Genomic DNA, 21,810 nt, shown 5'->3' with positions numbered 1-21,810 from the left:
CATGTCAGTCCGCGCGAAACAGACGCTCAGTCAGCGCACTGGCCCGGATGAACGGGGTGACCGAAATACGGCCGTTTCTACAGGTTTCCGCGGCGCTCCTGCTCCCGCTCGATGGCCTCGAACAGCGCCTTGAAGTTGCCCTTGCCGAAGCCCATCGAGCCGTGACGCTCGATCAGTTCGAAGAACACCGTCGGCCGGTCCTGCACCGGCTTGGTGAAGATCTGCAGCAGGTAGCCGTCCTCGTCGCGGTCGGCGAGGATCTTCAGTTCGCGCAGCTGCTCCAGCGGGACCCGGGTCTCGCCGACCCACTCCCCCAGGGTGTCGTAGTACGAGTCGGGGGTGTCCAGGAAGTCGACCCCGGCGGCGCGCATCGCGCGCACCGTGGCGACGATGTCGTTGGTCGCCAGCGCCAGGTGCTGGACGCCCGGGCCGCCGTAGAACTCCAGGTACTCGTCGATCTGGGACTTCTTTTTGGCGACGGCCGGCTCGTTCAGCGGGAACTTCACCTTGCGGGTGCCGTCGGCGACCACCTTCGACATCAGCGCCGAGTACTCGGTGGCGATGTCGTCGCCGACGAACTCCTTCATGTTGGTGAAGCCCATGACCCGGTTGTAGAAGGACACCCAGGTGTCCATCTGTCCCATCTCGACGTTGCCGACGCAGTGGTCGATCGCCTGGAACAGCCTGCGCTCCGGCGGCTCGACCATCGGCCCGCGGGCGGCGAAGCCGGGCAGGTAGGGGCCCTCGTAGCGGCTGCGGTCCACCAGCGTGTGCCGGGTCTCGCCGTAGGTGGCGATGGTGGCGAGCACGACGATGCCGTGGTCGTCCTTGAGCTCGTGCGGCTCCGCCAGGCCGGTCGCGCCGTGCTCGACGGCGTAGGCGTAGGCCGCGTACACGTCGGGCACCTCGATGGCCAGGTCGATCACGCCGTCGCCGTGCTCGGCGACGTGGCGGGCGAGGAACTCGCCGTGCCGGCTGCTCGGCTTGATGACGGAGGTCAGCACGAAGCGCGCCCCGCCGGACTCCAGCACGTACGAGGCAGTCTCGCGCTCGCCCGTCTCCGGACCCGCGTAGGCGACCAGGCGCATGCCGAACGCCGTGGAGTAGTAGTGCGCGGCCTGCTTGGCGTTGCCGACCGCGAACACGATCGCGTCCATGCCCTTCACGGGAAACAGGTCACTCATGACGTCCTCCGAGGGTGTCCGAGGGTGAGAGGTGCTTAGACCGACCGGCAAATGGGGGGCGGCGTCGCGGGCCGATGGCTCTCGCCTGGCCGGGTTGTCGTCAGTCGCCAGTGCTCCGCAATGGCTCCCTCCTCCGCCCCGCCCAGACTCGGCCCTCGACCCGCTCCTTCACCCACCCCCCATTTGCCGGTCGGTCTTAGACCGGTTCTTATGCGCGTACCGTCGCCCCGATCGCCGCGCTGCGCAACTGTTCCCTCAACCGCTGCACATGCTGTACAGCCAGGCCACCATGGACGGAGAATTGCTGGACAACATGTCTAGCCAGGAGGTGCCATGGCCGGAATCGACTCCCTCGACGGCGCGCTGCTCGCGCTGCTCGCCGAGGACCCTCGCCCCGGCGTACTGGAGTGCTCCCGCCGTCTCGGTGTCGCGCGCGGCACGGTCCAGGCGCGGCTCGATCGGCTCCGGGCCAACGGTGTGATCCGGGGCTTCGCGCCGCAGCTCGACCCGGCCGGCCTCGGCTACCCGGTGACGGCCTTCGCGACCCTGGAGATCTACCAGGGCCAGGGCACCGACGTACGGGCGCACCTGGCGTCCGTTCCCGAGGTGCTGGAACTGCACACCATCACCGGAGAGGGCGACATGCTGTGCCGCATCGTCGCCCGCTCCAACGGCGATCTGCAGCGGGTGATCGACCGGGTGGTGGGATTCGACGGCATCGTGCGGGCCTCGACCGCGATCGCCCTGGAGAACCCGGTGCCGTTCCGGGTCCTCCCGCTGGTGGCTCAGGCAGCCGTGGACCAGTGAACGAGCGGAGCGGTCAGCAGGACGGGACGGTCCCGGTTCCGCTCTGCAGCGCGTTCAGCGCAGTGACCGCCTGGTCCAGGGTGTCCACGGGGACGAGCCGCAACGCGTTCGGGGTGTCCGCCTGCGCGTCGGAGCACTCCGACCGCGGGACGAGGAACACCGTCGCCCCGTCCTTGGCGGCGGCCTTGGTCTTCAGGGCGACCCCGCCGACCTGGGAGACCTTGCCCGAACCGTCGATCGCACCGGTCCCCGCGATGTCCTGCCCGTTCGTCAGGTCGCCGGCCGGTCCGGCCCGGCCGCTGCCGTTGCCGGCCAGCTGGTCGATGATCCCCAGCGTGAACATCAGCCCCGCGCTGGGGCCGCCGACGTCGGCCAGGCTGATGGTGACCTTCACGTTCGCGGACGACAGGTGCAGGAAGCTGAGCGCGGCGGTGGTGGCGGCCTGCTGGGAGTTCACCATCTCCTGCTGGTTGGTCGCGTTGACCTGCGCGACGGACTGACCCGCCGGGTACACGGCGGCGCGGGGCACCACCGCCTGCTTCGGATCCGGCCACGCCTTGAGCGCGTCCCAGAACGGCACCGAGTCCTGCGGCGGGGTCGCCTCGATCGTGGTCATCCGCAGCGCACCGCTGGTCTGCCGGACGGCGTGGCCGGTGATCGTGATCACCGGCACCTGCTTCTGGCCGCTCTGCGGGTTCTCCGGGAAGACGCCCAGCGTGTTCGCGGTGATCCCCGGGTAGAGGATCGTGAACGGCAGCGGCACGAACACCGCCACCGCGACCAGCGCGGCGACCATCGCGGCGCAGATCGCCAGGACCACCGGGCGGCGGGTCAGCGGAGAGAGGGCAGGAGGCAGAGAGAACGGCACACCGCGCATCAAAACACACCGCGCAACGCCCGCGCCCATCGGCTCGCTGTGCGGGCATTCCGGGGCCGCGTCAGCGCAGGGCCTCGGAGACTTCCGTCGCGGCCTCGACCACGCGCGGGCCGACCCGCTCCGGCACCATCCCGCCGAGCATGACCACTCCCACGCACCCCTCGATACCGCTCAACCCCAGCAGCGGCGCGGCGGCGCCGCACGCCCCGGAACGCTCCTCGGTCCCGGTGGCGACGAACGCCGGTTCCGGCCGCCCGCCGTAGGGGAGGGCGCGGGCGGCGAGGATGGCCCGGCCGGCCGCGTTCTCGTCCAGTTGGTGCCGCAGCCCGGTGCGGTACGCGACGTGGAAGTCCGTCCAGCTGGGCTCGACCACGGCGACGACCAGCGCGTCGTTGCCATCCACCAGGGTGAGGTGCGCGGTCGCGCCCAGTTCCTCGGCGAGGCTGCGCAGGGCGGGCAGGGCGGCCTCGCGCAGCAGCGGGTGGACCCGGTGCGCCAGGCGCAGCACACCGAGGCCGACCCGGGCCCGGCCGCCGATGTCGCGGCGGACAAGGCCGTGCTGCTCCAGGGTGGCGAGCAGCCGGTAGACGACGGTGCGGTTCACGGCAAGGCGCCCGGCGAGCTCGGTGACGGTGAGGCCGCGCTCCGAGTCGGCAAGGAGCTTGAGGACCTTGACGCCCCGGTCCAGGGTCTGCGAAGTCTCGGCGGTCACGGCCTCTGTTCCCTTCCACCGGGTGCGTCCGAACGCAGGGTGTCCGACTGCATGGTGAGGGTGGAGGCTAGTGACGGAGCACCGCTCTGCGGAAGGGCTTGTCCAGAATTCGGTCAGGATTCCCCAACCTCGGCCGTACGGATCGTGACAAAGCGGGACAACGGGACATCTCGTGCCGCCGAATCGTGACCGCAGCGTGCACTCAACCGCAGCGTGCACTCAGGTGACCTTGGTGGCCCACTCCTGGATCTTCTTGATCCGGGTCTGCAACTGACCCGCCGTCGCCTGCGCCGTCAGCGGGCCCCCGCAGACCCGGCGCAACTCGTTGTGGATGGTGCCGTGCGGCTGGCCGGTGCGATGGTGCCAGGCGCCGACCAGGCCGTTGAGCTCCTTGCGGAGCTCCTGCAGTTGCTTGTGGGTGACCACGGGCCGCTTCTCGGCCGGCAGCTCGATCAGGTCGGCCTCCTCGGCGGGGCGGGCCTTGCTCCGCTGGATCTGCCGGGTCTGCCGCTTCTGCAGCAGCATCTGCACCTGGTCGGGCTCCAGCAGGCCGGGGATGCCGAGGTACTCCTCCTCCTCCTCGGAGCCGGCGTGCGCCTGCATGCCGAACTCCTTGCCGTCGTACAGGACCCGGTCGAAGACCGCGTCCGACTCCAGTGCCTCCCAGGGGAGTTCGTCCATGCCGCCGTCGGCCTCGTCCTTGGCCTTCTCGGCCTCGGCGAGCAGCGCGTCCTCCTCGTCGAACAGGCCGTCCTCCGCGCCCGCCTTCTTCCGGTCCAGGACGTGGTCGCGCTGCAACTCCATCTCGTTGGCGAAGGTCAGCAGCGTCGGGACGGAGGGGAGGAACACCGAAGCCGTCTCGCCGCGCTTCCTGGCCCGGACGAAGCGGCCGACAGCCTGCGCGAAGAACAGCGGGGTGGAGATCGACGTCGCGTACACGCCCACGGCGAGCCGGGGAACGTCGACGCCCTCCGACACCATCCGCACCGCGACCATCCAGCGCTGGCTGCCCTCGGAGAAGTCGGTGATCCGCTGCGACGCCTCGGCCTCGTCGGACAGGACGAGGGTCACCTTCTCGCCGGTGATCTCGCGGATCATCTTGGCGTAGGCGCGCGCCACGTTCTGGTCCGTCGCGATGACCAGGCCGCCCGCGTCCGGGATGCCCTTGCGCACCTCGGTCAGCCGCTTGTCGGCGGCGCGCAGCACGTTCGGCATCCACTCGCCCTGCGGCGCCAGCGCCGTGCGCCAGGCCTGGGCGACGGCGTCCTTCGTCATCGGCTCGCCGAGTCGGGCGGCGACCTCGTCCCCGGCCTTGGTGCGCCAGCGCATGTTGCCGCTGTAGGAGAGGAAGATCACCGGCCGGACGACGTGGTCGTCGAGCGCCTGCCCGTAGCCGTAGGTGTAGTCGGCGACGCTCTTCCTGATCCCGTCGTTGCCCGCCTCGTAGGCCACGAAGGGGATCGGGTTGGTGTCGGACCGGAACGGCGTCCCGGTCAGCGCGAGCCGGCGCGTGGCGGGCTCGAACGCCTCCGCGCACGCCTCACCCCAGGACTTGGAGTCGCCGGCGTGGTGGATCTCGTCCAGGATCACCAGCGTCTTGCGCTGCTCGACCCGGTTGCGGTGCAGCATCGGGTTCACCCCGACGCCCGCATAGGTGATGACGACGCCCTGGTAGTCCCGCGACAGCGGCCCGCTGCTGTAGCCGGGGTCCAGCCTGATCCCTATCCGCGCCGCCGCCTCCGCCCACTGCTTCTTCAGGTGCTCGGTCGGCGCGACGACGGTGACCTGCTGCACGACGTGGTTGTGCAGCAGGTAGGACGCCAGCGTCAGCGCGAAGGTCGTCTTGCCGGCGCCGGGGGTGGCGACGGCCAGGAAGTCACGCGGCTGCTGCTCGACATAGCGCTCCATGGCGGCCTGCTGCCAGGCACGAAGCTTCCCCGCGGTGCCCCAGGGGGCACGGCCGGGGAAGGCAGGGGACAGATGGTGGGAGGCGGTTGCAGTACTCACGGTCTCCGGCGGGGTCGGCAGTTGGGGATGGCGCGGGGGTCCCCCGGATGGCGTCTGGGGGAGCCTGAACCAGGGGATGGCTCGGGCACGGGCGGGGGAACGGACGGTCGTCGGACAACCCGCCTAGCCTACTGGTCCGTCCGGGCGACACTCCCGAAGCCGCGCTATCGAGCTGCAGCCCGGGTCCGGCCGGAGACGGCCGCGCCGATCAGGGAGACGGCCGTCATCGTGGCGAAGATCGCGGCGAAGCCGGCCGGGGTGCCCGCGCCGAGGGTGGTGAACAGGACACCGGCCGAGCCGGTCAGCAGGACGTTCCCGAGCGCATCGCTCACCTGCAGGGACGCCGAGTTCTCGCCGGTGTCGTCGGCGTCGGACAGCGACAGCATCAGCACGCCCACGCTGGCGATGGTCATGCCCATCCCCGCGCCCCCGACGGCCCAGGCGATCGCGACGACATAGGCCGGGACGGTGTGGACCAGTGCCAGCCCCGAGCCCGCGATGGCCAGCGCGGACATCACGAACCCGGTCCTGATCAGCAGCGACCGGCGGCGGTCCGCCCAGGGACGGCCCTGCAGCCAGGACCCCAGTGCCCAGCTCAGGCCGCCGCTGGTCAGGGACAGCCCGGCCAGCGTCGGCGAGAGGCCGCGCTGGGTGACCAGCATCAGCGGGATGAACGCCTCGGCGGCGAAGAACGCACCCGCCGCCAGACCGCGCAGCAGGATCACCGTCGGCAGGCCGCGCGCCGCGCGGAACATCCCACGCGGCAGCAGCCGGGACGCGGCGGGGACGAGCAGCAGCAGTCCTGCGGCAGCCGGGACCAGCGCGAACGCGTCGAGCCGCTGCCCCGCGTACTGGAGCAGGCCCGCCCCCGTCGCGAGCGCCAGCGCGAGCAGGATGCGACGGCGGTCCAGGGCCCAGCCGCGCTCGGTGGCGTCCTCTGCCTGGAGCCGCCGAAGCTGAGGGAGCATCAGCGCGACCGGCAGCACGACCAGCACCGGGATGGAGAGGAACACCCAGCGCCAGCCGAACTGCTGGGTGACCGTGCCGGAGATCACCGGGCCGACGATCGAGGGCAGCACCCAGGAGGCGGAGAAGGCCGCGAAGACCGACGGCCGGAGCCGCTCGGGATAGGCCCGGCCGACGACGACGTACAGGGCGACGATCAGCAGCCCGCCGCCCAGGCCCTGCACCGCGCGGCCGGCGACGAACACCCACATGTTCTGCGCGCTGCCCGCGATCAGCAGTCCGACGCCGAAGGTGGCGATCCCGGCGGCGAGCGGGCCCAGCGGACCGCGCTTGTCGCTCCACTCCCCCGAGACCACCATCGCGAGCAGGCTGGAGGTGAAGTAGCCGGAGAAGGCGAAGGCGTAGAGGCCCAGACCGTGCAGGGCGCGGGCGGCGACCGGCATGGCGGTGTTGACGGCGGTCGCCTCGAAGGCGACGAGCAGGACGCAGGAGACGATGCCGAGGGTGAGCGCCCGGTACCGGCTGCCGAGCACCCCGTCCTGGTCGGGGCCCTGCGGAGGGTCGAGTCGCTGGTCCTGGGTGGGGCGGGAGGCGGGGGCTGTCACCGAACTGATTGTAAGGCCCGCAGGCCGGTTTGACCCCTGTCCGATGGTCGTAGGACCGGCGACGTAGTCCGCGGAATTTCCCGGAGGGTGTTGACGAATACCGGGTCGAATACATTAGAGTGAATTCAGAAGCAGGACGGACACCCGGCAGGAGAACGACGATGAAGGGGAAGGCGATGGACAGCATGCTGCACGCCACCCTCACCGGCGCCTGTCCGGCCTCCTGTTGTCCCGCGGCGTGTCGCTGTTCCGCCGCCAGCTGACGCTTCCCCTCAGCAGTTCCCCCAAGTCTGCCCCGTTCCAGGGGAGATCACGGCCGTGTGCCCGAGTGGTTCAGGGGACCGCCTGCAAAGCGGTTTACGCCGGTTCGAATCCGGTCATGGCCTCGCAGCACGTCGCTGGAAACGAATTCCGGAAGGCCGAAATCGACCTTCCGGAATTCGTCGTGCATTCTTTATGAATGCTGCCTGCGTATTTTCAGGGCGAGGACCGGGCAGTCCGCCGCCGCGCGCCTGGCGCGGCGCACGGCCTCGGACGGTACGGGTACGCCCTGGACCAGCGGATAGCCCCACTCGTCCAGCGTGATCAGCTCGGGCAGCAGTTCCGCGCACAGGCCGTGACCCGTGCAGGCGGTCCAGTCGACGGTGACGTTCATGCCGCTCCCTCCTGCGGAGCCTCGGCGGGAACGGGCAGCAGCGGGGTGGCGTCGGCGGCGCGGCAGAAGCCCGCGACGTGGGCCTGCGCCTCGGCGGCGAACACGGTCAGCGCGCTGCGCAGCAGCCGTACCGTGCCGTCCGGGTGGTGGCAGGCACCGCGCCCCTGGACCAGCCCGGACCAGCGGGCGAGGTCGGCCAGCAGGCCGGGCCTCCGGGTGGCGGCCTCGGGGCGGGCCAGCTCGGTGCAGGCCGCCGCGATCCGCGGCAACCCGTTCAGGCAGGGGCCGCACTGCCCGGCCGACTCCAGGGCCAGGTAGCGCAGCACCCGCGCCGTCTCGACCAGGCCGCAGCGGTCGGCGGGCAGCGCCGCGAGCACCCCGGCGCCCAGGGGGACGCCCAGGTCGGCGGCCGACAGCCGGGCGTCGAGTGCGGCTGCCGGGAGCCAGCTGCCGTGGTAGCCGCCGACGAGCACCGCCTGGACCGGCGCCTGTGGTGAGCCTTGCGGGGCCAGGCCGAACAGCCGGCGCAGCGGCGTGCCCGTCGCGGCCTCCATGACGCGGGGCCCGGACCACGCGTCATGCAGGGTGCAGAGCATGGTGCCCGGCTCTGCGGGGGTGCCGACAGCGCGGAACCAGGCCGCGCCGTGGCGGGCGACCAGGGCGAGCTGGGCCAGCGACTCCACGTTCTGCACCAGCGTGGGCGCCCCGCCGACTCCGCGCTCGCGCGGCGGCGGCTGGGGGAACCGCGGCAGCGCGGGCCTTCCGGAGATGAAGCCGGTGAGCGCGGAGGACTCGCCGGAGAGGAAGCGCGGCGGGACCTCGACGAGGGTCACCTGGTGCTGCCCGGGTTCCTGACCGCGTTCCTGACCGCGTCCCTGACCGCGTTCGGCGAGCGCGGACTCCAGGACGGCCCGCAACCCGCTGCCCCGCTCGACCGCAAGGTACGTGGTCCCCGCACGGTCCGCGCCGACCGCCTCGGCAGCCAGCCGCAGGCCGTCCAGGACGAGGTGCGGGGCGAGCCGGAGCAGCATGGCGTCCTTGCCACTGGCCGGTTCGCCCTCGCAGCCGTTGGCGACGACGACCGGGGTGCGACCGGTCCGCAGCCCGGCCTCGGCGACCGCCTCCAGCTTGCGGTGCACCGGAAACGCGGCACCGCCGCGCCCGGACAGTCCGGCGTCGCGGAGCGCGGCGACCAGACCGTTCGCGGAGGGCAGCGGTCCGTGCAGCTCGACGTGGGCGCGCAGGTCGGCGGGGGCGGGCGGCAGCAGCCGGGGAAGTGCGGTCCGGTGCAGCGGCGGCGCGGCATGGCTGATCGTCATGGTCAGGCTCCGTTCCGGGTGCTGGTGGTGGCGAGGTCCCGCGCTCCGGCGCCGGTGGCCGGAACGCCGGTCGCCGGGAAGCCGCTCGCGGCGAGCAGCCCGGCGGGGGTGGTGGGCGCGGACGGCCGCGCCGCCAGGTACAGCCGTACGGCGATCGCGACCAGGACCGGGGCGACGCAGCCGACGGTGAGCCACAGTGCGGCGCCCGAGACCGGGTGGCCGCTGCCGGAGCCGAGGGTGATCCCGTGGACCACGGCAACCGGCCAGGAGGCGTAGGCCAGCCAGTGCACCGCCCGCCAGGACCGGTGGCCCAGCCGGGCTCGGAGCAGGCTGGTGACGACGACCGCGAGCATCAGGTCGAAGGCGACCGTGCCGAGGCCGAGCCACAGCGGCTGGTAGCCGGAGACGAAGGGCAGCACCGCGTCGAGCAGGCTGATGTTGACGAAGGAGTCGCCGACGGCCGTGAGGATGTGCACGGCCAGGAACAGCATCGCCATCAGCGAGAGGCTGCGGTGCAGCGTCACCGTGCCGAAGCGCGGAAGACCCGGCAGCGAGGTGCGCAGACGGACCATCACGCCGAGCAGAGTCACGGCACTGAACAGGACCAGGCAGACCACCCCGGTCGCCTGGCTGGCGTACCAGAGCACCGGTGTCGTGGCCGTCATGCCGCCGCCTCCGCTTCGGCCGGCCAGCCGGCCACGCTGCGGACCGCTCCACCGGTGCTGACCAGGCGGGAGGGGAGGCCGAGTGCGGACAGCCAGGCCGGGGCCGCGGCGCCGCGGACCACGGCGGCGGTGCTGGCGGTGTTGGCGTCGAGGCAGCTCGCAGCTGCGACGCTGACGGTACGCCAGGGGCTCTCGGCGGGCAGTCCGGTGCGGGGGTCCAGCAGGTGGTGCAGCTGCCTGCCGCCGCGGCGCCAGCGGCGGGCGCTGGTGCCGGAGGTGGCCAGGCCGCCGTCGCGCACCGCTATCAGCGCATGCGGTCCGGCGGCCGACGCGGCGACGTCGCCGGTCGCGTCCTGGACCCGGATCCGCCAGCCGCCCTCGGGGGCGGGGCCGGCGACCGCCGTGTCGCCGCCCAGACTCACCAGCACACCGCAGCCCGCCTCTGCGGCAAGGGCGGTGGCCGCGCGGTCGGCGGCCCACGCCTTCGCCGTCGCGCCCAGGTCGAGGCGTACGCCCGGCGGCACGGCGACCGTCCCCGCGGACCGGTCGAGACGGACCTGCCGCCAGCCCGGGACCGGCCGGACCAGCAGCAACGCGGGACGTCCCTGACGTTCCACCAGTTCGAAGTCACGGTCGTACCCGAGCGCCTCCATCGCCGTTCCCACAGTGGGGTCGACGTCGCCGCCGGTCAGCTCGGCGGCTCGGAGCGCCGCGGCCAGCGCGCCCGCCAGCAGCGGGCTGACCGGGACGGGACGGCCCTCGGCCTGGTCCAGGCCGACCAGCTCGGAGTCCGGGCGGAAGCGGCTGCAGGCCGCGTCGACGGCTTCGAGCAGCTGCTCGAGCTGGACGCGGCAGCGGTCGAGTCGGCGCGGGTCGGTGACGACCAGGCGGACGGCGCAGCCGAGGGCGCGCCAGTCGGCGGCGGCGGTGGTGTCGACGGCGCACATCAGGAACCGCCCGAGGTGCTGTGGCTGCTGCCGCCGGAGCTCGACAAGGCGGACGAACTGCTCTGCGCGGTGGGCGTGGACGCCGGACTCTGCAGCGCCCCGGAGCTGGAGCTGGAGCCCGTGCTCGGGCTCGGGCTCGTGCTCGGGCTGGAACTGCTGCCGGACGTCGGGCTGGACGTGGGCGTGCTGCCGGTCGTACTGCTGGTTGTGCCGCCGGTCGTGGTCTTGCCGGCCGCCGTCGCGGGCATGGACGCCATCAGCGCGAAGCTCCCGGCCACGCTCGCCGCGGCGACCGCTGCGGTCACCGCCGAGGTCCGCGCTGCGCCCCTGCGGGCGGTCGCGGCTGTTCGTGGTGCTCTCCGTGCCATCTCCGTGCTCCCTCGCTCACCGAGTGCGGATCACTTTCGTCATCCACACCCTGCGCGAGCATTGTGAGAGCGCCGCCTGAGCGGCCTGAGAGCTAGCTGTGAGTCGGTCGAGGGAATCGTGACAGGCCCTTGAGGGCGTGTCCGGTCGATCTTCGCGGTCGCTCACCGCCGCCGTGCCACGGTGCGGCTCCGCCGCTTGGTGGCACCTCGCCGCGAAGGGGCGCCTCCCGGCCCAAGGCGGGGGAGAGTCGCCCCGGTGGCTCCGCAGCGAAGCGCGCTCCGCCGCTTGGCGGCACCTCGCCGCGAAGGGGCGCCTCCCGGCCGAAGGCGGGGGGAGGATCGTCCTGCTAGCTCCGCCGCGAAGCGCGCTCCGCCGCCTTGTGAGGCACCGCCACGCGGCGGCGCCGCATGGTGTCGCTGCGGACAGCGTGCGCCCTGTGGCGGAGCCGCATCCTAGCCCGCGATGTCCTCCGGCGGGATCGGCAGCCGGGTGACCGGGCGACCGGTCGCCGCGCGGACCGCCGCCGCGACTGCCGCCGGGGCGACCGTCGCCGGGGCCGCGCCGACGGCCTTCGCACCGAACGGGGCGACCACGTCCCGCTCCTCAAGCAGCGCCGCGATCCGGATCGCCGGCGCATCCAGCGCGGTCGGCAGGCGGTAGCGGGTGAACGAGGGGTTGGAGATCCGGCCGCCCTCGCTGACCAGCTCCTCCATCAGCGCCAGGCCCAGGCCCTGGGTCGCCCCGGCCTCGATCCTGGCCTCGATCTGCTCGGGGTTGAGCGCTCGGCCGACGTCCTGGGCGACGGTCAGTTCGACCACCCGGACGGTGCCGAGTTCCACGTCCACGTCCACCACCGCGCGCATCGCGCAGAAGGCCAGGCCGACGAATGCGTCGCCCTGCCCGGTCTCCGGGTCCAGCGGCTCGGTGGGGTGCGGCCGGCACTGCGCCGTCGCCCAGAGGTCCTTGCCCTCCAGCGCCTGCAGGACCGGCATGCCCAGCACCCCGTCATAGGAGGTGATCTTGCCGTCGCCGATGGTGAGCAGCTCCGGCGACATGCCGAACTGCACCGCGAGCGGCTGCAGCAGCTGGTGACGCACCATCAGCGCCGCCCGCTCGACGGCCCCGCCGGACACCCACGTCTGCCGTCCGCGCGCGGAGGGCCCGGCCGGCGGCTGGTCGGTGTCGACGGGTGCGATGTAGACGTCGGTGACGCCCAGGATGTCCTGGACGATCTGCCGGGCCAGCGTCGAGAAGCCGGTGCCGGTGTCCACGGCCGTGCACATCACCGACGCCTGCGCGCCGCTGACCCGTACCGACGCCGTGGAGACCTCGTCCGCGCCCTCCGCGCCCAGCATGTGCACCATGCCGACGGCGTAGCCGATGCCGCGCCGCACGGCAGCCGGGTCGCCGGCGCCGCACGGGCCTCCGGGCAGCAGCCACTCGTCGTCCGGCTGGTCCACCGGCAGCGCCGGCAGGGGTTCGGCGGCGAGCGCGTCCAGCAGCTCGCGGACAGGCGCCGGGCAGGTCACGGCCTGCCCGGTCGGCAGCAGGTCGCCGGTGGACATGGCGTTGCGGCGGCGGATCTCCAGCGGGTCGAGGTCCAGCGCGGAGGCGAGCCGGTCGAGCTGCGACTCGTAGGCGAAGCAGGTCTGCAGCGCACCCTCGCCGCGCATCCGGCCGGCCGGGGGGTTGTTGGTGCGGACGGCCCAGGCGTCGACGAAGACGTGGGGAACCACGTAGGGGCCCGCCGCCATGGCCGCCGCCGAGGCCAGCGCCTCGCTGGACACCTCGGCGTACGCGCCGCCGTCCAGCAGCAGCTGTGCCTCGACCTTGACGAGCCGGCCCTCGGCGTCCGCGTGGTGGCGGTAGCGGAGCAGCGCGGGGTGGCGGTGCGGGTGGGTGAGGAAGGACTCCTCGCGGGTCAGCGCCATCTTCACCGGGTGCCCGGTGCGGATCGCGAGCAGACCGAGGGCGACCTGGAAGCCCACGTCCTCGCGGTCCGCGGTCGCGCCGGGGACGCCGCTGACGACCAGGCGGACCCGGTCGGGTTCCAGGCCGAGGCAGGCCGCGGCCCGGTCCCGGTCGCCGTGCGGGTCGGTGCTCGCGACGTGCAGTTCGACGCCGCCGTCGGGTCGCGGCACGGCGAGCCCGGCCTCGGCGCCGATCGGCGCGGGGTCCTGGCGGCCGACCTGGTAGAGGCCCTCGACCACGATCTCGCCGACGATCTCCGGGTCGCCGAAGCGCACCGGAAGGTGCCGGAAGAGGTTGCCGTCCGGGTGGATCGGGGGTGCCGTGAACGCCTGCTCGGGGTCGGTGAGCGGTTCGAGCCGCTCGTACGAGACGACGATGGCCGCCGCAGCGAGGCGGGCCGTGTCGGGGTGGTCGGCGGCGACCGCGGCGATCGGCTCGCCGTGGTGGCGGACGAAGTCGGCGGCGAAGACCGGACGGTCCTGGACGATGGGTCCGCTGGGCGCACCGTCGGGAAGGCCGCTCGGGCCCGGACGCAGGTCGGCGGCGGTGACGACGGCGTGGACGCCGGGGATGGCCAACGCGGGCCCGATGTCCACCGAGAGGATGCGGGCGTGCGCGTAGGGGGTGCGGGCGATGGCTCCCCAGAGCAGTCCCTCGGCCCACAGGTCGGCGGCGTAGGGGTACGTCCCCATGGCCTTGGCGAGGGCATCGGCGCGGATCGGCGAGGTGCCCAGGCCGACAGCGGTCGTGGCGGAGCCGCTCGGCGCCTGCGCGGGGATCCGCGCCTGGGTGAACGGAGCGGTCGGCGGCGCGGCGAGGACGGCGGTGGGCGCGCTGCCGGTGCCGGCGGTGGTGGTCGTACCCGCGCCGTTGAGGCCGCCGAGGGCGCCCCCGGTGGCGCTGCCGGGCGCGCCCTGCGGGACGCCGGGACCAGGGGCCGTGAGGTTGTCGTCGCCGGGGGTGGAGGGCGTGGTCATACTCCGGCCTCCGGGGCGGGCGCGTGCTGGTGCTGGTGCGGCAGGACGTACACACCGGCCGCCGGGTCGGGCGGGTTGCCCTGCTGCGGGTACGGGTCCGCCGGGTAGTCGGAGACGGTCGGGTAGTCGGAGGAGACGTACTCGGCCTGCTGGTAGCCCGGCTGGGTGTAGTCCGCAGCCTGGGTGTAGCCGGCCTGCGGCTGGTCCGCGTAGTCGGCCGGGTAGGCCGTTCCGCCCTCCGAATAGGCGGTGTAGCCGCCCGAGTCAGGTCCTGCGGCGGTGTAGTCGCCCGCGCCGGATCCGGCCGCGTTCGGGTAGGCGTAGTGCGGCTGGGCGGGGACGCCCGCCACGTCGTCGATGGGGCCGAACAGCGGGTCGGCCTCGGCGGCCGGCTGCTCGCCCTCGACCTGGTACCCGTCCTGGTGGTTGCTCGGGTACTCGTCCCGGAACTCGTCCTGCTGCTGGGCCGGAAGCTGGACGTAGACCGGGAGTTCGGCCTCCGCCGCCGGGGCCGCCGGCGCCTCCGCTTCGGCCGCCGTCGCGCCGTGCTCGGCTCCGTCCGCCGCCTGCTCGTCGTCGTCGCTCTCCGCCGCGGCCTCCTCGGCCCGGGACCGGGCGACGGTCTGCACGGCCTCCAGCGCGCCCCGGTATCCGGTGCAACGGCACAGGTTGCCGCACAGCGCCTCGCGCGCCTGCAGCTCGGTGGGCTGGTGGTTGCGTTCCAGCAGGTCGTGGACGGCCATCGCGAGCCCGGGCACGCAGTAGCCGCACTGCACCGCGCCACTCTCGGCCAGCGCCCGCTGCACGTCGGAGGCGGTGCCGTCGGCAGCGAGACCCTCGACGGTGCGGATCTCGCTGTCGGCCGCCAGCGCGGCCGGGACCAGGCACGCGGCCGTCAACTGCCCGTCCAGCTGCACCGAGCAGGCACCGCACTCGCCCTGGTCGCAGCCGCCCTTGGCACCGGCCAGGCCGAGCCGCTCGCGGAGCACGTAGAGCAGGCTCTCGCCGATCCACGCCTCGTTCACCGGCCGCTCCAGGCCGTTCACCCGGAGCGTGTACGAGACGCGCGGAGACTCGTCCGGGGCGCCAAAACCGGTCATGCCGGTCATACCGAGCGTCGCCGGGTTCGTCAGATAGTCCGTCACTTCAGCGCCCTCCCGAGTGCGCGGCGCGCCAGTACGGACACGGTACGACGGAGCCGGACGGCCGCTGCGCCCGCCCCCCCGGCGACCTCGCCGCCGTCGCCGCCGGGCGGCTCCGGGACGCAGGCCGAGGCGACGTACTCGCCGAAGGCCGCCGCGGCCGCGGGGTCTATGGCCCGTTCGCCGTCCCAGTCGATGCATCCGGACACCCACTGCTCGGCCTCCAGCGGGCGCAGCGGCACCGGCGCGACGGCGCCGACCGCGCAGCGCACCGCGCGCCGCGCCGGGTCCAGCACCAGCGCCACCGAGGCGGTGGCCCGGGAGGGTCCGGTGCGTCCGGTGGCCTTGAGGAAGACCTGCGGGGCGTGCAGCAGCGGGACCCGTACGTAGCCGAGCAGTTCGCCGCCGCGCATCGGGTCGAGCCCGGTGAGCAGGTGGCTGACCGGGACCTCGCGGGCGCCTTCGGGGCCGACCAGGGTGACCGTGGCCTCCAGCGCGGCGAGCACCGGCAGGGTGTCCCCCGCCGGGTCGGCGGTGACGATGTTGCCGCCGAGCGTTCCGGCGTTGCGGACCTGCGGCGGCCCCGCGCTGCGGGCCGCCTCGGCGAGGGCAGGCATCAGGGCGGCGAAGTCGGGGCGGCCCATCCGGGCGTGGGTGAGCCCGGCGCCGAGCTGGGCGGCGCCGTCCTGGTACTGCCAGCCCCGCAGCTCGTTGATCCGACCCAGGCCGATCAGCGCCATCGGGCGCAGCAGTCCGGCGTTGACCGCACCCATCAGGTCGGTCCCGCCGGCCACGGGCACCGCGGCCGGGGACGCCGCGAGCGCCGCGACGGCCTCGTCCAGCGAGGCCGGGAGCATGATCGTCTGGTTCACCTGTGTCCCACCGTGCTCGGGTCCCTCACACCGCTGCGCTTCTCGCCCGTACCGTACGTGCAAACAGGTCGACAGCGCACCCTTCCGCTGTGGTGACAACGCTACGGTGTCTCTCCGAGGCCTCCAGCCGTCCCCAATGCCCGAATTGGGCTATTCTGCGCGGTGCCCCGAGGTTCACACCTGGGGTGGTTGACCATCGATGGGACGGCCCACCACGCCGGGCCGCTGCTGCCACGGTCGCGGACCGGAGGCCGGCCGGTACTCGACGCCGAGCGCGTCCAGGCGCGCGTAGTGGGCGGCCATCCGCGCGTCGAAGCCGGCGAAGTCCCGGTCCGCGGGCTCCAGCGACAGCCGCGACCAGGCGACCTCGGCGAACGCGGCGAGCCTGGGAAAGGCGTGGTAGTCGACCTCGCGGACGTCGTCCATGAACTCCGTCCACAGGTTGGCCTGAGCGCCGATCACATGGGCCGCGGCCGCGGCATCCTGCCGCAGCGACGGCGGCAGCGGCTCGAAGCGGTAGACGTCCTCCAGGGTGCGCACCCAGCCGACCGGGACCGGCTCCTGGTCGCCGTCGGCCTGCCGATGGTCCAGGTAGACCTGCTGCTCGGGGCACATCACCACGTCGTGCCCCGCCTTCGCGGCGGCGATCCCGCCCTCGTAGCCGCGCCAGGAGGACACCGCGGCGCCCGGCGCGAGGCCCCCTTCGAGGATCTCGTCCCACCCGATCAGGCGACGCCCGCGCTCGGCGAGCCAGCTGTCGAAGTGGCGCAGGAACCAACTCTGCAGTTCGTCCTCGTCGTTCAGCCCCAGCTCCTTGATCCGGGCCTGGACGGCTGGGCTGGCCTGCCACTGCTCCTTGGGGCACTCGTCGCCGCCGAGGTGCACGAAGGTCGACGGGAAGATCGCGAGGATCTCCTCCAGCACGTTCTCGTAGAACCGCAGCGTGCCGTCCTCGACGTTCAGCACGTTGGGGTTCACGCCCCAGTCGGTCCAGGTCGCCAGCGCCGCCGTGTCCACGACGTCGTGGTTCCCCAGCTCCGGGTACGCGGCGATGGCCGCCTGCGAGTGGCCGGGGATGTCGATCTCGGGGACGACCGTGATCTGCCGCTCGGCCGCGTACGCGACGATCTCGCGGAGGTCCTCCTGCGTGTAGTAACCACCGTGCGGCCGGTCGTCCCGCAGCCCTCCGTCGCGATAGCCGACCATGGACCGCGCGCGCCAGGCGCCGACCTCGGTCAGCCGGGGGTAGCGCTTGATCTCCACCCGCCAGCCCTGGTCGTCGGTGAGGTGCAGATGCAGCACGTTGAGCTTGTGCGCGGCCAGCAGGTCGACGTAGCGCAGGACGTCCGCCTTCGGCAGGAAGTGCCGCGACACGTCCAGCAGCACCCCGCGCCAGGCGAACCGCGGCGCGTCCCGGATGTCGACGCACGGCAGCGCCCAGCCCTCGCGTTTGACCGGCGCCCGCCGGAACGCCTCCGGGCCCAGCAGCTGGCGCAGCGTCTGCGCCCCCCAGAACAGCCCCGCCTCGCCGCCCGCCGTGAGGGACACGCGCTCGGCGTTCACCCGCAGCCGGTACTCCTCGGGCTGCAGGTCGGCGACGACGGTGAGCTCCACGTCCTGGCCGCCCGCCGGCAATGGCAGACCCGTCGACGCACCCAGTACGGCCCGCAGCCAGCGCTGGACACCTTCGGTACCCGGACCGCCGCCCAGCGAGGTGTCCTCGTCGAGGCGGAAGACCAGGTCGTCGTCCGGGGTCTGAACGTCGCGCGGGGCAGGAATGAGGTCCATGGGAGCCCATCCTGCCCCGCATCACGCCATTGGTACAGACCAGTGGGCCGGACCGGATGGGCGGACCTACGAGTCCTTGCCGCCGTTGCCCTTGTCCCCGCCGCCGTCCAGGCCCTCGAAGATCTCCTTGCACATGGGGCAGACCGGGTACTTCTTGGGGTCGCGCCCCGGTACCCAGACCTTGCCGCAGAGCGCCACGACCGGCGAACCGGAGAGCGCACTGTCCATGATCTTGTCGCGCTTCACATAGTGAGCGAAGCGCTCGTGGTCGCCGTCACCGTGGGAGGTCTGGGGTACCGACTCGGTCAGGGTGCCAAGGCCGCCGGCGCGCTGGGGCTCGGGTTCAAGGGTGCTCATAGCTGCCCAGTCTAGAACCGCATCCCCGTCCGCAGCAGAGATCAGGGCCGGAGCAGAGATCAGGGCCGGACAGCGCTAGTTCAACGACGGGTCGTCCGGGTACGTCGCCACCATCGCCAGCTCCCCGCGCTGCCGCCGCAGCACCGAGCGCCACAGCCGCTCCGGGTCGGGTGCGGAGACGTCGCCCGGCTCGGACTCCACCACGTACCAGGCGCCTTCCAGCAGCTCGTCCTCCAGCTGGCCGGGCGCCCACCCCGCGTACCCGGCGAAGACCCGCAACGAGCCCAGCTCGGCCGCCAGGAGTTCCGGCGGGGCCTCCAGGTCCACCAGGCCGATCGCCCCGTGCACCCGCCGCCAGCCGAGCACCGCCTCGGCGGCCTGCTCCCCCGGCACCACGGCCAGCGCCAACGCGGAGTCCAGCGCCACCGGACCGCCCTGGAAGACCACGGCCGGCGCCCCGGCCAGCTCGGCCCACGCCTCGAGCACGGCCTCCACCTCGATCGGCGTCGGCCGGTTCAGCACCACGCCGAGCGTCCCCTCCTCGTCGTGGTCGAGCAGGAGCACCACCGCACGGTCAAAGTTGGGATCGGTCAGCGCGGGCGTCGCCACGAGCAGCCTGCCTGCGAACGAGACGGCCTGGGTCATGGCAGACATGATCCCGCACACTCCCGCAGAGCGGCAACGGAATGCACTCAGCCGTAGCCACTCCCCCCGCAGGAATGAGACGTTCGCCACATTGAAGCCCTCCAGCAGGCACGTTCCGCTCTCCATACCAAGGTCACCTGCCACTCGGGAACCACCGTCATGCGCATTACCATCTCCTGAGGTAGCGGCCCCTCGACCGAGCAGCACCCCCAACCCTCAATCCCTCCCCAGGATCGCGAGAACATGACCGACGACGTCCTGCTTGTCCATGGCGGCAACCCGCTCGAGGGCGAGATCCGTGTCCGCGGCGCCAAGAACCTCGTGCCCAAGGCCATGGTGGCCGCCCTCCTCGGACACGAGCCGAGTCGGCTCCGTAACGTCCCGGACATCCGCGACGTCAAGGTCGTCCGCGGACTGCTCCAGCTGCACGGGGTTACCGTGCTCCCCGGGGACGCGCCCGGTGAGCTCGTCCTCGATCCCTCCCACGTCGAGAGCGCCAATGTCATCGACATCGACGCGCACGCGGGCAGCTCGCGCATCCCGATCCTGTTCTGCGGCCCGCTGCTGCACCGCCTCGGTCACGCCTTCATCCCCGGCCTCGGCGGCTGCGACATCGGCGGACGCCCCGTCGACTTCCACTTCGACGTGCTGCGGCAGTTCGGCGCGGTCATCGAGAAGCACCCGCAGGGCACGGTTCTCAAGGCTCCGCAGCGACTGCGCGGCTGCAAGATCGAGCTGCCCTACCCCTCGGTCGGCGCGACCGAGCAGGTCCTGCTCACCGCCGTCCTCGCCGAGGGTGTGACGGAGCTTCGGAACGCCGCGATCGAGCCGGAGATCGTCGACCTCATCTGCGTGCTGCAGAAGATGGGCGCGATCATCTCCATGGGGACCGATCGCACCATCCTGGTCACCGGCGTGGACCGGCTCGGCGGCTACAACCACCGCGCCCTGCCGGACCGTCTGGAGTCGGCGTCCTGGGCCTGCGCCGCGCTCGCCACCGGCGGCAACATCTACGTCCACGGCGCACGCCAGCTGGAGATGATGACCTTCCTCAACACCTTCCGGAAGGTCGGCGGGGCGTTCGAGGTGGACGATGAGGGCATCCGCTTCTGGCACCCCGGCGGCGAGCTCAACGCCATCGCGCTGGAGACAGACGTCCACCCCGGCTTCCAGACGGACTGGCAGCAGCCGCTGGTGGTCGCGCTGACCCAGGCCACCGGCCTGTCCATCGTCCACGAGACGGTGTACGAGTCGCGCCTCGGCTTCACCTCCGCGCTGAACCAGATGGGCGCGCACATCCAGCTCTACCGCGAGTGCCTGGGCGGCACCCCCTGCCGCTTCGGCCGCCGCAACTTCCTGCACTCCGCGGTCGTCTCCGGGCCGTCCAAGCTCCAGGGCGGCGAGCTGGTCATCCCCGACCTGCGCGGTGGATTCTCCTATCTGATCGCGGCACTGGCCGCTCAGGGCACCTCGCGGGTGCACGGCATCGACCTGATCAACCGGGGCTACGAGAACTTCATCGGCAAGCTGCGGGCCCTCGGCGCCAAGGTCGAGCTCCCCGGCGACTTGAAGGAGTAGCACCCGCCTATCCGCCCAACCTCACCGCCCGGCCGAAACCGCGTTGTCCGGCCGGGCGGCCGGTGACAGACTCGAGCGGGTGATTGAGACTGCGACGGACAGACGTACCTGGGTCCGTGCCGCCGCGTGGAACAACGCGGAGTGGTGCGCGGCCATGTGCAGGACGCACGGCCGGGGCGGGGAGTTCGGGACACGGCTGTGGAGCAGCGCGGGTCGACCGCCCCCGCTGTACCCGGACGCGGTGACGCTGGTCCCGGAGACCTCCGGCGTCGAGACCCTGAAGCGGATCGACCTGGCGTCACCCGGCGGATCGGTCAAGGACTCCTTCGACTGCCTCGACCTGTCGGCGTCGGGCTTCGTACGGATCTTCGACGCGCAGTGGATCGTCCGCCCGCCGGACCTGCGTCCAGCTGCGACGACGACCTGGTCCACGATCAGGACCCCGGCCGAGCTGGAGGTCTGGGCCGCCGCCTGGGACGGCGACCGGGGGCACGCCGACCTGTTCCGTCCGGAGCTCCTCGCGGAGCCGGACGTCGCGATCCTCGCGGCCCGGGTCGACTGCCGGGTGGTCGCCGGCGCGGTCGCCAACCGGAGCGCGACCATCGTCGGCGCAGTCGGCCTCTCGAATGTGTTCGCCGTCGCCGGTTCCGGCCACACCCCGGCCTCCGCCTGGACCGGCGCCCGGGCCGCGGTGGCGCACCGCTGGCCCGGCCTCCCTCTCGTCGGCTACGCGCACGGCGACGACCTCGCCACCGCCGTCGCCCAGGGCTTCACCCCGGTCGGCCCGCTCACCGTCTGGGTGCGCTGGTAGCTGCTGGGGAGCCAGGACTCGCTCGCGGGCCTGCAGGACGCGGGCCCGCAGGACGCACTGCGCCGGGTCCCCCGCGTGGCTGACGAGGGGGAACCCGGCGCAGTGGTGCTGCCTGGGGGCTTACTTGCCCTTGGCGGCTTCCTTGAGCTTGGAGCCCGCGGAGACCTTCACGCTGTAACCGGCCGCGATCTGGATCGGGTCGCCGGTCTGCGGGTTGCGGGCGGTACGGGCGGCACGGTGGGTGCGCTCGAAGGTCAGGAAGCCGGGGATGGTGACCTTCTCGTCGCCCTTGGCGACGACGTCGCCGACGACCTCGGCGAGCGCGGCCAGAACGGCGTCGGCGTCCTTCCGGGTCACCTCGGCACGCTCGGAGAGCGCGGCCACCAGCTCACTGCGGTTCATATGTACTCCATGTGGTCTGTCGCGTTGCGATCCTCGGCTGCCCCGGAGGACCGCCGCCTCAGCTGTCGAGCCACCCTCAGGTGGTGGCGTGCCGACAGGCGATGGGGGTTCTGCGTTGGTGCCCCAGGCTGCGCAAATCTCTTGCCTTGGGACG

20 protein-coding genes and 1 tRNA gene are annotated in these 21,810 nt (G+C 72.7%); 5 read left to right on the top strand and 16 right to left on the bottom strand.

All coding sequences use genetic code 11. From position 1 onward, the window contains the following. Positions 1-77: 77 nt before the first annotated feature. Positions 78-1,184 carry a 4-hydroxyphenylpyruvate dioxygenase gene (gene hppD, locus ABIA33_RS18985; RefSeq protein ID WP_370083067.1) on the bottom strand — a complete coding sequence of 369 codons (1,107 nt, stop codon included), beginning with the start codon at positions 1,182-1,184 and terminating at the stop codon, positions 78-80. 333 nt (positions 1,185-1,517) lie between these two features. Here hppD and ABIA33_RS18980 point away from each other — a divergent pair, with 333 nt between their 5' ends. Beyond that, positions 1,518-1,991: an Lrp/AsnC family transcriptional regulator gene (locus ABIA33_RS18980; RefSeq protein WP_370083065.1), complete on the top strand. Its 474-nt coding sequence runs from the start codon at positions 1,518-1,520 to the stop codon at positions 1,989-1,991. Positions 1,992-2,004: 13 nt separating this feature from the next. Here the strand turns inward: ABIA33_RS18980 and ABIA33_RS18975 are convergent, their stop codons facing one another. The 4 genes from ABIA33_RS18975 to ABIA33_RS18960 all read right to left on the bottom strand — a co-directional run bounded on the left by ABIA33_RS18975 (position 2,005) and on the right by ABIA33_RS18960 (position 7,158). Beyond that, positions 2,005-2,787: a S16 family serine protease gene (locus ABIA33_RS18975; RefSeq protein WP_370083341.1), complete on the bottom strand. Its 783-nt coding sequence runs from the start codon at positions 2,785-2,787 to the stop codon at positions 2,005-2,007. 142 nt (positions 2,788-2,929) lie between these two features. After that, on the bottom strand, positions 2,930-3,580 hold the full coding sequence (locus tag ABIA33_RS18970; protein WP_370083063.1) for an IclR family transcriptional regulator: 651 nt from the start codon (positions 3,578-3,580) through the stop codon (positions 2,930-2,932). A gap of 219 nt (positions 3,581-3,799) precedes the next feature. Next, a complete protein-coding gene (locus ABIA33_RS18965; RefSeq protein WP_370083061.1) occupies positions 3,800-5,587 on the bottom strand; it encodes a DEAD/DEAH box helicase in 1,788 nt (595 codons plus the stop codon). Between the two features lie 164 nt (positions 5,588-5,751). After that, the gene (locus ABIA33_RS18960; RefSeq protein ID WP_370083059.1) at positions 5,752-7,158 is read right to left on the bottom strand and encodes an MFS transporter; all 1,407 of its coding nucleotides are present in this window, start codon (positions 7,156-7,158) and stop codon (positions 5,752-5,754) included. A gap of 314 nt (positions 7,159-7,472) precedes the next feature. Here ABIA33_RS18960 and ABIA33_RS18955 point away from each other — a divergent pair. Continuing rightward, positions 7,473-7,544: transfer RNA gene (locus tag ABIA33_RS18955), tRNA-Cys, on the top strand. A gap of 68 nt (positions 7,545-7,612) precedes the next feature. On the opposite strand, the gene ABIA33_RS18950 is transcribed toward ABIA33_RS18955, so the two are convergent. The 4 genes from ABIA33_RS18950 to ABIA33_RS18935 are packed head-to-tail and all read right to left on the bottom strand — an operon-like array spanning position 7,613 to position 10,744. Continuing rightward, positions 7,613-7,813 carry a ferredoxin gene (locus tag ABIA33_RS18950; protein ID WP_370083057.1) on the bottom strand — a complete coding sequence of 67 codons (201 nt, stop codon included), beginning with the start codon at positions 7,811-7,813 and terminating at the stop codon, positions 7,613-7,615. Then, complete coding sequence (locus tag ABIA33_RS18945; protein ID WP_370083055.1) at positions 7,810-9,132, bottom strand: NADH-ubiquinone oxidoreductase-F iron-sulfur binding region domain-containing protein; 1,323 nt, start codon at positions 9,130-9,132, stop codon at positions 7,810-7,812. The genes ABIA33_RS18950 and ABIA33_RS18945 overlap by 4 nt, the downstream gene beginning before the upstream one ends. Positions 9,133-9,134: 2 nt before the next feature. Next, complete coding sequence (locus ABIA33_RS18940; protein ID WP_370083053.1) at positions 9,135-9,797, bottom strand: ferric reductase-like transmembrane domain-containing protein; 663 nt, start codon at positions 9,795-9,797, stop codon at positions 9,135-9,137. After that, positions 9,794-10,744 (bottom strand): FAD:protein FMN transferase, encoded by a 951-nt coding sequence (locus ABIA33_RS18935; RefSeq protein ID WP_370083051.1) that lies wholly within the window; start codon positions 10,742-10,744, stop codon positions 9,794-9,796. The genes ABIA33_RS18940 and ABIA33_RS18935 overlap by 4 nt, the downstream gene beginning before the upstream one ends. Positions 10,745-10,759: 15 nt before the next feature. On the opposite strand from ABIA33_RS18935, the gene ABIA33_RS18930 reads away from it, so the two are divergent. Continuing rightward, the gene (locus ABIA33_RS18930) at positions 10,760-11,179 is read left to right on the top strand and encodes a hypothetical protein (protein ID WP_370083049.1); all 420 of its coding nucleotides are present in this window, start codon (positions 10,760-10,762) and stop codon (positions 11,177-11,179) included. A gap of 386 nt (positions 11,180-11,565) precedes the next feature. Here the strand turns inward: ABIA33_RS18930 and ABIA33_RS18925 are convergent, their stop codons facing one another. From ABIA33_RS18925 to ABIA33_RS18900, 6 genes are all read right to left on the bottom strand, one after another. After that, positions 11,566-14,061, bottom strand: a complete 2,496-nt coding sequence (locus ABIA33_RS18925; protein WP_370083047.1) for a xanthine dehydrogenase family protein molybdopterin-binding subunit — start codon at positions 14,059-14,061, stop codon at positions 11,566-11,568. After that, positions 14,058-15,206 (bottom strand): 2Fe-2S iron-sulfur cluster-binding protein, encoded by a 1,149-nt coding sequence (locus ABIA33_RS18920; RefSeq protein WP_370083045.1) that lies wholly within the window; start codon positions 15,204-15,206, stop codon positions 14,058-14,060. The genes ABIA33_RS18925 and ABIA33_RS18920 overlap by 4 nt, the downstream gene beginning before the upstream one ends. Further along, on the bottom strand, positions 15,203-16,060 hold the full coding sequence (locus ABIA33_RS18915; RefSeq protein ID WP_370083339.1) for a xanthine dehydrogenase family protein subunit M: 858 nt from the start codon (positions 16,058-16,060) through the stop codon (positions 15,203-15,205). The genes ABIA33_RS18920 and ABIA33_RS18915 overlap by 4 nt, the downstream gene beginning before the upstream one ends. A 189-nt stretch (positions 16,061-16,249) precedes the next feature. Then, complete coding sequence (locus ABIA33_RS18910; RefSeq protein ID WP_370083043.1) at positions 16,250-17,863, bottom strand: beta-N-acetylhexosaminidase; 1,614 nt, start codon at positions 17,861-17,863, stop codon at positions 16,250-16,252. A gap of 66 nt (positions 17,864-17,929) precedes the next feature. Then, the gene (locus tag ABIA33_RS18905; protein WP_370083041.1) at positions 17,930-18,220 is read right to left on the bottom strand and encodes a DUF3039 domain-containing protein; all 291 of its coding nucleotides are present in this window, start codon (positions 18,218-18,220) and stop codon (positions 17,930-17,932) included. A gap of 75 nt (positions 18,221-18,295) precedes the next feature. Next, positions 18,296-18,874: a YqgE/AlgH family protein gene (locus ABIA33_RS18900; protein ID WP_370083039.1), complete on the bottom strand. Its 579-nt coding sequence runs from the start codon at positions 18,872-18,874 to the stop codon at positions 18,296-18,298. Between the two features lie 234 nt (positions 18,875-19,108). Between ABIA33_RS18900 and murA the strand changes: the two genes are divergently transcribed. Further along, positions 19,109-20,443: a UDP-N-acetylglucosamine 1-carboxyvinyltransferase gene (gene murA, locus ABIA33_RS18895; protein WP_370083037.1), complete on the top strand. Its 1,335-nt coding sequence runs from the start codon at positions 19,109-19,111 to the stop codon at positions 20,441-20,443. A gap of 79 nt (positions 20,444-20,522) precedes the next feature. Further along, a complete protein-coding gene (locus ABIA33_RS18890; RefSeq protein ID WP_370083035.1) occupies positions 20,523-21,254 on the top strand; it encodes a hypothetical protein in 732 nt (243 codons plus the stop codon). A 120-nt stretch (positions 21,255-21,374) separates the two neighbouring features. Here ABIA33_RS18890 and ABIA33_RS18885 read toward each other — a convergent pair whose 3' ends face one another. After that, complete coding sequence (locus ABIA33_RS18885; RefSeq protein ID WP_030260605.1) at positions 21,375-21,656, bottom strand: HU family DNA-binding protein; 282 nt, start codon at positions 21,654-21,656, stop codon at positions 21,375-21,377. Positions 21,657-21,810: the final 154 nt, after the last annotated feature.

The organism is Streptacidiphilus sp. MAP12-16, from assembly GCF_041262165.1.
Lineage (GTDB): Bacteria > Actinomycetota > Actinomycetes > Streptomycetales > Streptomycetaceae > Streptacidiphilus.
This window is presented reverse-complemented; position numbering and strand designations above follow the sequence as displayed.